Below are 12391 nucleotides of genomic sequence, written 5' to 3' on the forward strand. Positions count from 1 at the left end.
GGTTCCGTCGTCACACGTCCCACGCCTGCCCATGCGGGGTCTCAGGTCAAGAGCTTTCCGGCCTCAGCAGCGGCATCACCGAAGGACAGGTCATGCCCGAGGCTGCGGAGGGCGGTCCGCTGGCGATCGTGCAGAATGGCGACCCGGTGGTGATCGACATGAACGCCCGGCGGCTGGACCTCGGCATTCGCCTGCGCGGCCATATGGTGCGCCTCTGCGACGAGAGACCGGGGTGGCTCCGGCTCTACCGGGAACTTGTGCAGCCGTTGAGCCAGCGAGCGGTGCCTGGGCGGCGATAGGCGGGATCCGAGGTGACTGGTCCTGTTTGATTGTTCGTGCAAGTTAAGCCCGGTTCCATCGGGATGATGGATTCGGGTGCTGGTAGGCGGTGGTCCGTGCAAAATGGGGGCGTCCGGTGGTGGAGCGCTTTCAGCAACCTGCGATGATGATCTGTATCTCTTTGCGCGACGCCCGAGACGAAATCGGGAAGTGGCGATATCTCTAAAATACCACGCGTCCGCATGCAGCGCTCGCCTACCTATCCCCAAAGGAGTTCCTGCACAAAAATACCGCGACAGAGTTTGAGATTCTTGCGGTCTCCATGCTGCGGCTCAACAATCAAACCCAATCGGAAAACTCCAAATCAAACCGGCCCTATTCGCGGGGAGAAGGCCTGTCGAAGCGTTGAAACCATACCGCGATGGCCATCCGGGATTGCACAGTCGGCGTCGATGGACGCAAACCGCGTTCTCGGAGACTGCCCGGGTCTGCCAACAGCGCATGGCGCCTATGCATGAAGTGCTGGTAGCCAGCTTGGGTCGGCAGTCATATGTGCAGCATATCGAAATCCGTAGTCTTCAGGAGCACCACCATGACACGGCGTGCAGCAGATATCGTCGGCATCGCTTCGCTTGTCGCAGCAACCGCAGCGTTCATCGGCCTTCATTCCTGGATGATCGTCCAGTAACCCGGATGTGGCGGTTCATGACCGACCGCACCCGCAAAAACAAAGGGGCACCCGGCAATCGGGCGCCCCTTTGCGTCTGAGGGGTGCGCTGGTCAGCCGAGCAGAAGATTAGGTAGCCAAAGCGCCAGCCCCGGGATGAAGGTCGTCAGGATCAGCGTCGGCAGCCAGGCGAAGACGATGAACAACAGGGTCGGCCAGAGCATCTTCGACACCGGCGTGTCGCACACCTGGGCGCCGAGGTAGAGCAGCGGTGCTGTCGGGGGGGTGATATTGGCCATGCCAAGGTTGACACCGATCACGGCGGCAAAGTGGATCGGGTCCATGCCGGTGCTCTGTGCGATCGGCAACAGGATCGGAGTTGCCAAAAGCAGGCCCGAGATGTCGTCCATCAGCATCCCGATCAGGATCATGACGACGTTGATCATCAGAAGGATGACGATCGGATTGTCCGACACCGAATAGACCATGTCCTTGGCCAGTTGCGGCGCGCCCTGGGCGATCAGGTTGTCCGAGACGATCAGGACCATGAAGATCATCACCATGACGACACCGATGGTCACACCCGAGTTCTGGATGGTCTGCGCCAGGGATCTCCAGGTCAGGCCGCGGTAGAAATAGATCGCAACCGGGATGGCATAGACCACGGCAATCCCCGCGGCCTCGGTCGGGGTCATGATGCCGCCATAGATGCCGCCCAGAATGATGAAGGGCATCATCAGTGCCGGGCCGGCAAGGCGCCCCTGCTGGCCCAGTGTGGGCAGGAAGGGCTTGGGACGCTCTTTCAACTCGATATTGTCATACTTGCGCAGCATGAACTGGTTGGTGATGATCAGCAGGGTGATCAGAATGATCGCCGGAATGACCGTTGACAGGAAGCATTTCAGCACGTGCTGCTGGGCGATCCAGCCATACAGGATGTGTGACGAACTGGGCGGGATCAGAAGGCCCAGTGGGCTTGCACAGACCAGCAGCGCCGCCGATTGGCCGCGCGGGTAGTTGGCATTGCGCAGATGCGGCATCATGATCGAGCCGATGCAGGTCAGCGTCGCGTTGGCGGCGCCCGAGATCGACCCGAACACCCCGCAGGCCAGAACCGCCGCAGCGCTGAGACCGCCCTTGATGTGACCGATGAACAGTTCGGCCAGCGCTACCAGCGGCGCTGCGATCCGTCCTTTTTCCATGATGCCACCGGCGATCATGAACAGCGGAATTGCCAGCAGCACCAGGGACCGGATGCCGGTGGAGCCGGTGGGCAGGTAGCCGGTGATCGATTGATCCCCGACCAGCGCGATGAACATCAGGACCGCGCCGAACGCCACATAGACGCTGACACCCAGAAGCAGCATCCCGCATACGATAATAAGACTTCCTGTGATGATCACTTCTGGGCCTCCTTCAAGGTGTCGGATCGGAGCGGAAGGCCCAGCCCTTTGCGGATGTGAACGTAGAGATAGGCAGAGGTGAACAGCGCCATGAAGCCGAAGGCGCACATGATGGCAATCCGCCAGGACACGAAGGGAATGCGCAGCACGGGGGTTGCCCGCAAGCGCGGGAACGCGAAGTCGTCCAGCAACGACACGTAGCAGGCATAGAAAAGGAACAGGATCACGATCAGTTCGATCACGAGCACGATGAACCCGCGCCACCAGATCAGCTTCGGATCATGCAGCACGATGCCAAGGATGTCGGCGTTGATGTGCAGATTGCGCGACGAGGCCAGAACCGCGCCCGCAAAGAACCCGACGATACTGATGGCCAGCAGCCATTCTTCATAGGCAAACAGATCGCCTCCGAAGCCATATCGGATGACCACAACGGCGCCGAAGGTGAATGCCATGAGAAACCCGGTGAATGTCACGATCACCCGCATGACAAAGGCCACGAACTTCAGCGGGTACCCGAAGACCGGCGGGAGTTCGTCGGTGATCTTCCGCTGACCCTCTCTGACCGCATAGCCAAAGAAAGTCGGCTTTTCGGCTTGTGTGTTCGACATTCCACCCCCCGGCATTCAGGTTCAAACATTTAAAAAAGGAGGCCGCTCATGTCGGCGGCCCCCTTGAGGGTTCGGGGATCAGTTCCCGGCTGGCATCATGCGGTCGATGATGTCCTGACCGACGTTTTGCGCCATCATCGGCCAGATTTCCTCGCGCACCTTCGCGGCCATCGCGGCGTGTTCTTCCGGGCTGTACTTCAGGATGGTGTAGCCGGAGTCGACAAGCTTCTGTTCGAACACCGCATCGTTCTCGCGGTTGTAGGCAAAGAAGTCGTCCGACGCCTTGGTCAGCGCCGCTTCAAGCGCCGCGCGCTGTTCGTCGTTCAGCTTGTCGAGCGAGCGCTGCGAGGCGTAGTAGGTGGTCATCTCCTGGATCGCGTTGACCTCGACGAAATGCGTGCCCACGTCGGACTTGGCGAAGATCGAATAGGTCGCGGTCTTGGTGCAGCAGATCGCGCCATCGACGATGCCCGACTGGATCGCCGGGAAGATGTCGCCCCAAGCCATTGTGGTTGCCCTGTAGCCGAGCAATTCCACCATGCCTTTCACGATGGGCGACGACCAGACGCGAATGTTCATGCCCTTGTCGTCAAAGGTGTTGTAGTTGTTCGGTTCGCGCGTGGCGACGATGCCGACAAAGCCTTCGGGGTTCTGCGCGAAGATGTGCACACCGTATTCGTCGGTGATTTCTTGCAGGACCTTGTTGTATTCTGAGTCCATGTTGCGCATGACACTGTTCATCTCGTCCCAGCCACTGACCAGGAACGGCATCGACAGGTAATCGAAGCGCGGATCGGTGTCGGCGTAGATGAAAGCCGATACCATATCGATATTGCCGCGCGCCACGTCTTCGAAGAGCGCCTCGCCCGAGCCAAGCTGGTTGGCCGGGAAAACTTCGATGGTCAGGCCCACATTGGCAGCCGCAACGTCGGCGGCGACCTGCTCCATCATCTTGGTGCCTTGGTGATCGATCGGGAACGTGCCCGCAAACCGGAATTTAACATCCTCCGCGACCGCAGCGGTCGACATGACCGCACCGACGGTACCAACCGCCAAGATCTTGGTAAATTTGGCAAAACGCATCGACAATCTCCCCCTTGGATTTTGATTGCTCTGACATCGCATGCAGACGCGATGGCACAGTCGTTGTCCTCGCACCCTAGGCAGATTCAAATCTCGTCGCAAATTGTTTCGCTTGCCTGCTCGGGATAGTTAGGGATATTGCTCTCGGATGGGGTGGGTCTTTCATTTTGTTACCCAATCGAATGGAGCTGCCGCGGCGGGGCCGTCGGACACGCGCAGGCCATTTACCTCGGGCTTGGTCCCCGAACAAACCGGTCCATCAACGCGATCTGCTGTCATCTTGTGTCTCTCGCCCGGACGGACGCGCGTCTTTCCCCTTCACCGCTTGCGAAATTGCGCCGAATTCTCCGATGAGAGGGTCCTCGTTGCATGACATCACCAGAGATCCTGACCCTGCTGGCCTGCCAGATCGATATTCCGCCGACGACAAGTGCGGCGGCCCGCGACCGGCATCTGGCACAGAGCCATGCGAAACTGCGCACGCGGCTCTCGGCGCAGCATGCCGATCTGGTGGTTTTGCCCGAGCTGTCCAGCATCGACTATTCCCGCGCGGCTTTTGACCGCCTGGACGAGATTGCAGAGCCGCTCGACGGCGCTTCGTTCCGGACATGGGCCGCGCTGGCGGCTGAATTCGGGGTGCACGTCTGCTACAGTTTCGCGCGGCGCGGCGCCACCGGCGTCCATATCACGGTCGCCGTGGTCTCGCCCGAAGGCACATTGGTCGGGTTCTACGACAAGCTGCACCTGTGCCAATACGGCGCGTCCATGGAAAAGGACTATTTTTCCGCCGGAAACGGGGTGCTGGTCTTCACCGTCAAGGGCTTCACCTGCGCGCCGATCATCTGCTACGACATCCGCTTTCCAGAATTTTCACGCAGCCTTGTCCTTGACCACGGGGTCGACCTGATCCTGCATTGCGGCGCGTATTTTCGCGATCCCTCGTTTCCCACGTGGCACGCGTTTGCCACCACGCGGGCCATCGAAAACCAGGTGTTCTTCCTGTCGCTCAACCGGGCCGGGCAGGACTATGGCAATTCGCTGTTCTGCTATCCGTGGATGGACCAGACGCGCGGACCGCAAGCCTTCGCCGCCCATGAAGAAGACCTGCGCCGCATTACCATCGACAAGCAACAGATGCGCGACGCCCGCAGCACCTACACCTTTCTGAAAGACCGACGGCAAAGCTACGATCTGCCCTGCCAATCCATCATCCCGCCCCGCAAGACCCAGGACCATCCAGGAGAAACAGCGCCATGACCGATACCGCCCCAGCACTCAACGCTGCCGAAAATCCCATGCGCGCACGGGTGAGGGAGAATTACTTCGCGGACGAAGCCGAATTGATCAAGTCGCTGGCCGGCCGGATCAAGCTGTCGAAAGCCGAACGCGACAAGGCCGCCGCCGCCGGCGCGAAATACGTGACACGGGTGCGCCAGGAAACCTCGCCGTCGATGATGGAGGCTTTTCTTGCGGAATACGGCCTGTCCACGGCGGAAGGCGTTGGGCTGATGTGTCTGGCCGAAGCGCTGCTTCGGGTGCCCGATGCCGAGACCATCGACGACCTGATCGAAGACAAGGTTGCGCCGTCGAACTGGGGCGCGCATCTGGGCCATTCCTCATCGTCACTGGTCAATGCCTCGACCTGGGCGCTGATGCTGACCGGCAAGGTGCTGGACGACGATTCCAAGGGCCCCGCGCGCGCCATTCGCGGGCTGGTCAAGCGGCTGGGCGAGCCGGTGGTGCGCAATGCGGTCGGCCAGTCGATGAAGATCCTCGGGCGGCAGTTCGTGCTGGGCCAGAGCATCGAGGAGGGCATGAAGAACGCCCGCGAGCTGGAAAAGAAGGGCTATACCTATTCCTACGACATGCTGGGCGAAGCCGCCCGCACCGACGATGACGCCCGGCGCTATCACGCGGCCTATGCCAAGGCGATCAGCGCCATCGCCAAGCAGGCCAAGGGCGACGTGCGCTCCAGCCCCGGGATTTCGGTCAAGCTTTCGGCGTTGCATGCCCGGTATGAGTACACCCACAAGGAAACGGTGATGGCGGAACTGCTGCCGCGCGCGCTGGACCTGGCGAAACAGGCGGCGGCGGCGGGCATCGGTTTCAACATCGATGCCGAGGAACAGGACCGGCTGGACCTGTCACTTGATCTGATCGAGGCGATGCTGTCGGACCCCGCGCTGGCGGGGTGGGACGGTTTCGGCGTCGTGGTCCAGGCCTATGGCCGCCGCGCCGCGCCGGTGATCGAAACGCTCTACGACATGGCCGAACGCTATGATCGCAAGATCATGGTGCGGCTGGTCAAGGGGGCCTACTGGGACACCGAGATCAAGCTGGCACAGGAACTGGGGGTCGCGCGCTTCCCGGTGTACACCCGCAAGAACAACACCGACGTCAGTTACATGGCCTGCGCCCAGATGTTGCTGGACCGGCGCGATCGCATCTATCCGCAGTTCGCCACCCACAACGCCCATACCTGCGCCGCCGTCGTGGCCATGGCGGGCAAGGACAAGGACAGTTTCGAATTCCAGCGGCTGCATGGCATGGGCGAGTCGCTGCATGAAATCGTCAAGAAATCTGAAGGCACCCGCTGCCGCATCTATGCGCCTGTCGGCGCGCATCAGGACCTGCTGGCCTATCTGGTGCGGCGTCTGCTTGAAAACGGCGCGAATTCGTCCTTTGTGAACCAGATCGTCGATCCCGACATCCCGGCCGAGACGATCTCGGCTGATCCGGTAAGCGCGATGGAGAAACTGGGCGACCAGATTGCCAGCCCGACGATCCGCCTGCCGGTGGACCTGTTTGCGCCCGACCGGGCGAATTCCAAAGGGTACCGCGTCAACGAACCGGCCTCGGTCCTGCCGCTGCTGGCCGCGCGCGAAGGCTTTGCCGATGCCACCTGGCAGGCAGCACCAATGATCGCCGGGGGCGCGGTTTCGTCCGGCCCCACGCGCGACGTGATCTCGCCCGCCGACAAGACGCGCAAGGTGGGTACCGTGCAGGAGGCCACCGCCGAGGATGTTGCCGCCGCCGTCGAGGCCGCGCAGGCCGGCTTCAAGGACTGGTCCGCCCGCCCCGTGGCCGAGCGCGCCGATGTGCTGCGCAGGCTGGCCGATCTTTACGAAGACAACATCGCCGAACTGACCTCGATCACCACGCGCGAGGCCGGAAAGACCGTGCTGGACGGCATTGCCGAAGTGCGCGAAGCAGTTGATTTCCTGCGCTATTACGCCAATGAGGCGGAGCGGCTGGAAGACGAGGACCCCGGCGGGCCGCGCGGTGTATTTGTCTGCATCAGCCCGTGGAATTTCCCGCTGGCAATCTTCACCGGCCAGATCGCGGCGGCGCTGGCCGTCGGCAATGTGGTACTTGCCAAACCTGCCGAACAGACGCCCCTCATTGCCGCCCGCGCGGTCCAAATGATGCGCGCGGCCGGCCTGCCCGAAGCGGCGTTGCAACTGCTGCCCGGCGATGGCCCCACGGTGGGCGGCCCGCTGACCAGCGATCCGCGCATTGCCGGGGTGTGCTTCACCGGCTCGACCGAAGTGGCGCAGATCATTCACAAGGCGCTGGCCAAGAACGCGGGCCCCGACGCGGTGCTGATCGCCGAAACTGGTGGCCTGAACGCGATGATCGTGGACAGCACCGCGCTGCCGGAACAGGCGGTGCGCGATATCCTGATCTCGTCCTTCCAGTCCGCCGGTCAGCGCTGCTCGGCGCTGCGGGTGCTCTATGTCCAGGAAGATGTGCATGACAAGCTGATGCATATGCTTTCTGGTGCGCTCGATGCGCTGGTGATCGGCGATCCCTGGCGCCCTGATGTGGATGTATCGCCGGTGATCGACGCCGATGCCCAGACTGACATCATGGGCTATATTGAAAAGCACCGGCGGGCCGGCACGCTGGTCAAGACACTGCCCGCGCCCGAGGGCGGCACCTATGTCACCCCGGCCATCGTCAAGGTCGGCGGCATTGCCGACATGGAGCGCGAGATCTTCGGCCCCGTGCTGCATGTGGCCACCTTCAAGGCGCGCGACATCGACAAGGTCGTCGACGCCATCAACGACCGGCAGTATGGGCTGACCTTCGGTCTGCACACCCGCATCGACGACCGGGTCGAGCAGATCATCGAGCGCATTCAGGTCGGCAACTGCTACGTCAACCGCAACCAGATCGGCGCCATCGTCGGCTCTCAGCCGTTCGGCGGGGAGGGGCTGTCGGGCACCGGTCCCAAGGCCGGCGGGCCGCTTTACCTCACCCGCTTCCGCAGGGTCGGCAGGGTCGAGAGCCACGCGGCCCCAACAGGCAAGACACTGGACAAGGCAGAACTGGAAAAGGCGCTTGGCACGATCGACGCTCGCAACTGGGCAGCGCGGATCGACCGGGTGCATGTGCTGCGCACCGCCTTCAGCGGCAAGTCGGGGCTGGTCCGCAAGGCGCTGACCGAGACCGCCGCGATGGACATGTCGCCGCAATCGCTGCCCGGGCCGACCGGCGAGAGCAACCGGCTGCGCACCTTCCCGCGTGGCAACGTGCTGTGCCTTGGTCCGACGCCCGAGGTCGCGCTGGCACAGGCGGTTCAGGCTCTGGGCGCCGGCTGCGGTGTTGTCATCGCCAGCCCCGGCGCGGCCGATGCCGCCCGCGACCTGATCGGGGCGGGCGCACCCGTTACGGCGCTGGATGGCACCGTATCGCCGGAGTTGCTGACCTCCCTCGACGGGTTCGCCGTGGTCTCGGCCTGCGGTCAGTCCGACTGGACCCGCGCTCTGCGCATCGCTCTGTCCGAACGCACCGGCCCGATCATCCCGTTGGTGACCGAACTTCTGGCGCCAGAGCGCTATGTGCTGGAACGGCACCTTTGTATCGACACCACCGCCGCAGGCGGGAATGCGAGCCTGTTGGCCTCATCTTCGTAGGCTGTCGTCTGGTCGTGCCGAAACGGAATTGTTCTCGGCACGACCCGATCAGCCGTCTCGGGCGGAGATGGAACAGGGCAGGGGCGTGTGACGCCCCTCTTTCGTTGGACGAACCTGGCAGGGTGTCAGCGGCTGTCGGCACCGGTTGACCGGATTGGATGGGGTCGGGTTCGGCGCAGCGGAATATCCCGGTCTCAGGACACGGTTCCTTGCGGCTCGGGTGCCTCCGCTTTCTCTGCCGCCGTGTCGCTTTCCGGCTCGAACAGGTCCAGCATAACGATCGTGATCACCAGAATCGGGATCGCGACGATGCCGCCGATCGGCCCCCAGATCCACAGCCAGACAACAAGCGACACGAAGATCAGCAGCGGGTTGACCGCCATGTGCCTGCCCAGCAGCGCGGGCGTCACGAACTGCGATTCCAGCAGGTTGAGCAGAAGGTAGGCGGCCATTGGCCCCAGAACCATCACCCCGTTGAAGGCCACGAGCCCGGCCAGCAGCAACCCGAGGGTCAGCACCATCGGGCCGACGTAGACGACGAAGTTCAGCAAGGCCGCGGCCGCGCCCCAGATGAAGGGGCCGGGCACGCCGATCAGCGACAGCACGCTGCCCAGAAACACGCCCAGCCCCACGTTGATGAGCGTAATGGTGAAGAAATACCGCGCGACCAGACGTTCCGCCGCATCGAAGCGGCGCAGCAGGACAATCGTATCCGCCGAAGTGCCGATCAGCCGGGCCAGACCCCGGTAGATGCTTTTGCGGGTCAGCAGAAAGAAGAACAGCGTGCCGCAGAAGATCAGCAGTTGCGCCAGTACGAAAGGGGCCAGCAGCAGCGCGTCGGTCACGCCTGGCATCTCGGGCGCGGAGGATTGCTCGGGTGCGCCGGGCTCGGCGCCAAGGGCGGCCCCGACCTCGCGGTTCACGGCGTCGATCCCCCGGATCAGGTCGCGCATGTCCTGAAGGGTCGTGCGCAGTTCCCATTTGATGCGGGGCAGTTCCTCGATCAGACGCCAGACCATCGGCTCCAGCAGAAACGCCAGTGCGAACAGGCCCGAGACACCCAGCAGAAGCACCAGGACGGCGGACAGACCCACGGGCAGGCCCACGCGCTCCAGCGCTTGCGTAATGGGGGCCAGGATGACCCCGGCGACCACGCCCATGGCCATTGGGGCAAAGATCTGGGCCCCCAGTTTCAGGGTGGCGAAAACTAGGATGACCGCAATGGCGATGGTGGCGACCCGCTGCACGGGATCGCGCGTGGAAATGAAGCTTTGCATCTGCCCTCAACGCGGTGGCGACGGGAAAGTTCCACAGGTTTTTCGCGGAACAATGGGCGACGTAGGGCGTTCTCTCCCGGTAACCAAACGGAAAAGGAGACCGCCATGAACTGGGACGAAATCGAAGGCAAATGGATGCAGTTCAAGGGCAGCGCCCGCGAGAAATGGGGCAAGCTGAGCGACCAGGAGCTTGAGGAGGCCAAGGGCAACCGCGAAAAGTTGCTGGGGCTGATTCAGGAGAATTACGGCCATACGCGCGAAGAGGCCGAGAAGGCCATCGACGGTTGGCTGAAGTCGATCTGATTTCCGACCCGGCGGCCGCTCTCCGGGACCAGCCCACCCCAAGATCAGGCCGGCATCCGACGGGATGCCGGCCGTTTCATGTGCAATCCATGGCGCGCGATCCTCTTCGGCGCCGCGTTGTCGGATTAGCCGACTGCTGCATCTCTTCCGAGACTCGGGTCTGCCGGCTGATGAAATCACCCGAAAAGCGCTGATGCCCTGGTGCGCGCCGCTGTCGAGCGCCTTGTCGCGCAGTCCTATGCGCTTTTCCTTCCCGGCCATGTCGTAATTTGATGCGCGGCTTCGAATATTGGGCCACCAAGGGACACCACACGATGGGAGACCCGAGATGGACAATACCCTGAGGCCGGCAAGAAACGGGGATCCGGCGACGGGTCCGGTCTTTCTGGTGCTGGAGCGTGATCTGCTGGTTGCCGAGGATATGCTTGGCACGCTGCGTCAACTCGGACCCTGCCGCGCCATCCATCTGGCCAATCCCCAAGCGTTGCTTGCGTATCTTCAGGACGGCGCTCACATCTCGGCGGCCTTTCTGGAAATGCGTCTGTGCGACCTGATGGACAGCCCGGTTCTGCAGCCGCTGCGCGACCGGGGGGCTCGCATCGTCCTGACCGTTGGGGAAGACGATGCGGCTCTTGCCGAGGCACAGGGATGGCGCATGTTGGCCCGTCCGTTCACCGATTGGATGATCCGCGATATCCTGGCAGAGCCGCCCAAGGCGACAGCCTAGCGGCGTCCCTTTCGGGCGGCGCGTCCGGCTTGCATGCCGGTTGCGAAACCTTCCGCGATACGAATGAAGGGATCGCCCGGCGCGGCAGGCGGGGGAGGCGGTGTCTTGTGAGACGGCGCGGGGGGCGACCACGCACCAGCGGCCAGGAACCCGGCCCCGAGGGCCAGGAACAACAGTCCCAGAACCACGCAGGCCACAAGCGCGCCGTGATGCGATGCGATCAGGATCCAGACCGCCGCGCTCAGCAGGCCAAGTCCGACCGCGCCGAACACGACCCCGGCCACCCCGAAGGCCGCACTGCGCACGGTCCGGCGCAGGCGGGCTTCAAGGCCTGAAACCACTCCGGCCATCGATCACCTCCGCCCGAGCAGCAGACCCAGAAGGAAGCCTGCGCCCACGGCCAGACCGACCGCCATGGCTGGCTGTTCGCGGATCGCCGTGCTGGTCCGCTGCCCCAGTTCCTCGGCATTGCGCAGCATTGCATCCACCTGATCCTCGCCCGCAGCACGGGCCTGGGCGGCCTTCTCGCGGGCGCCCGTGATGGCCGCGTCGCGCGACGAACTGGCCAGCGAGGCAAAGGCGCTCGACAGGCCGGAGATATCCTCTTTCAGCGCGTCGATCTGTTTTGACAGTTCGGCAATGTCCTGACTGGGCGTGGTGGTGGGTTTCGTCTGTGCCATGGGAAAGTCTCCTTCTGGAAAGATGTCTGTTCCAATTATCAACGGCTTCGCAGCCTGCAGGTTCCCGATTTTCTTCTGCCCTGTCCATGTGATTCCGGGCAGCGTATCGCCGCCCGCGAAAAAACTTTGGAACAATCCGGGCCGCTTGCGGGTTTCTTCCCCAGTCGCAACCGACAAACCATGATGGAGGTAGTTATGCTTTACTGGGCTCTTGTTTTTCTTGTTGTCGCCCTGATTGCCGGTGTTTTCGGCTTCGGCGGGATCGCCTCGGCTTCTGCCGGGATCGCGCAGATCCTGTTCGTGATCTTCCTGGTGCTGTTCGTGGTCGCCATGGTGGCCCGCGCCGTGCGCGGCCGCGCACCCTGATCGCCGGGGCGGCATGAATTTCGTATCGTAACGCGTTGATCCGGGTAAGTGACAAGCCCCCGCACCGAAAGGGCGG

General features: G+C 62.9%; 11 protein-coding genes and 1 pseudogene. 6 read left to right on the forward strand and 6 right to left on the reverse strand.

Annotated elements, in window-relative coordinates; genetic code table 11:
- Nucleotides 1-62: 62 nt before the first annotated feature.
- Nucleotides 63-299: pseudogene (locus AB0T83_RS10400) on the forward strand (dihydroxy-acid dehydratase); the annotation flags it as partial.
- Nucleotides 300-1059: 760 nt separating this feature from the next.
- On the opposite strand, the gene AB0T83_RS10405 reads toward AB0T83_RS10400, so the two are convergent.
- The 3 genes from AB0T83_RS10405 to dctP form a co-directional block, all read right to left on the reverse strand.
- The gene (locus tag AB0T83_RS10405; protein ID WP_366192965.1) at nucleotides 1060-2349 is read right to left on the reverse strand and encodes a TRAP transporter large permease; all 1290 of its coding nucleotides are present in this window, start codon (nucleotides 2347-2349) and stop codon (nucleotides 1060-1062) included.
- The gene (locus tag AB0T83_RS10410; protein WP_366192966.1) at nucleotides 2346-2960 is read right to left on the reverse strand and encodes a TRAP transporter small permease; all 615 of its coding nucleotides are present in this window, start codon (nucleotides 2958-2960) and stop codon (nucleotides 2346-2348) included. The genes AB0T83_RS10405 and AB0T83_RS10410 overlap by 4 nt, the downstream gene beginning before the upstream one ends.
- Nucleotides 2961-3038: 78 nt before the next feature.
- Nucleotides 3039-4043 (reverse strand): TRAP transporter substrate-binding protein DctP, encoded by a 1005-nt coding sequence (dctP, locus tag AB0T83_RS10415; RefSeq protein WP_366192967.1) that lies wholly within the window; start codon nucleotides 4041-4043, stop codon nucleotides 3039-3041.
- A 369-nt stretch (nucleotides 4044-4412) separates the two neighbouring features.
- On the opposite strand from dctP, the gene AB0T83_RS10420 reads away from it, so the two are divergent.
- Together AB0T83_RS10420 and putA are read left to right on the forward strand one after the other, a co-directional pair.
- A complete protein-coding gene (locus AB0T83_RS10420; protein ID WP_366192968.1) occupies nucleotides 4413-5300 on the forward strand; it encodes a carbon-nitrogen hydrolase family protein in 888 nt (295 codons plus the stop codon).
- The gene (gene putA / locus AB0T83_RS10425; protein WP_366192969.1) at nucleotides 5297-8962 is read left to right on the forward strand and encodes a bifunctional proline dehydrogenase/L-glutamate gamma-semialdehyde dehydrogenase PutA; all 3666 of its coding nucleotides are present in this window, start codon (nucleotides 5297-5299) and stop codon (nucleotides 8960-8962) included. The genes AB0T83_RS10420 and putA overlap by 4 nt, the downstream gene beginning before the upstream one ends.
- 194 nt (nucleotides 8963-9156) lie before the next feature.
- On the opposite strand, the gene AB0T83_RS10430 is transcribed toward putA, so the two are convergent.
- A complete protein-coding gene (locus AB0T83_RS10430; RefSeq protein ID WP_366192970.1) occupies nucleotides 9157-10239 on the reverse strand; it encodes an AI-2E family transporter in 1083 nt (360 codons plus the stop codon).
- Between the two features lie 105 nt (nucleotides 10240-10344).
- Here AB0T83_RS10430 and AB0T83_RS10435 point away from each other — a divergent pair, with 105 nt between their 5' ends.
- Nucleotides 10345-10542: a CsbD family protein gene (locus AB0T83_RS10435; RefSeq protein WP_366192971.1), complete on the forward strand. Its 198-nt coding sequence runs from the start codon at nucleotides 10345-10347 to the stop codon at nucleotides 10540-10542.
- 328 nt (nucleotides 10543-10870) lie between these two features.
- Nucleotides 10871-11269 carry a hypothetical protein gene (locus tag AB0T83_RS10440; RefSeq protein WP_366192972.1) on the forward strand — a complete coding sequence of 133 codons (399 nt, stop codon included), beginning with the start codon at nucleotides 10871-10873 and terminating at the stop codon, nucleotides 11267-11269.
- Here the strand turns inward: AB0T83_RS10440 and AB0T83_RS10445 are convergent.
- Together AB0T83_RS10445 and AB0T83_RS10450 are read right to left on the reverse strand one after the other, a co-directional pair.
- The gene (locus AB0T83_RS10445) at nucleotides 11266-11619 is read right to left on the reverse strand and encodes a phage holin family protein (protein ID WP_366192973.1); all 354 of its coding nucleotides are present in this window, start codon (nucleotides 11617-11619) and stop codon (nucleotides 11266-11268) included. The genes AB0T83_RS10440 and AB0T83_RS10445 overlap by 4 nt on opposite strands.
- Before the next feature lie 3 nt (nucleotides 11620-11622).
- The gene (locus AB0T83_RS10450; RefSeq protein ID WP_366192974.1) at nucleotides 11623-11949 is read right to left on the reverse strand and encodes a glycine zipper domain-containing protein; all 327 of its coding nucleotides are present in this window, start codon (nucleotides 11947-11949) and stop codon (nucleotides 11623-11625) included.
- A gap of 195 nt (nucleotides 11950-12144) precedes the next feature.
- On the opposite strand from AB0T83_RS10450, the gene AB0T83_RS10455 reads away from it, so the two are divergent.
- Entirely contained in the window at nucleotides 12145-12315 is a 171-nt protein-coding gene (locus tag AB0T83_RS10455; RefSeq protein ID WP_366193065.1) for a DUF1328 domain-containing protein, read from the forward strand.
- The last annotated feature ends 76 nt before the right edge of the window (nucleotides 12316-12391 follow it).

It is taken from the genome of Meridianimarinicoccus marinus (genome assembly GCF_040689105.1).
Classification (GTDB): Bacteria; Pseudomonadota; Alphaproteobacteria; order Rhodobacterales; family Rhodobacteraceae; genus Meridianimarinicoccus; species Meridianimarinicoccus marinus.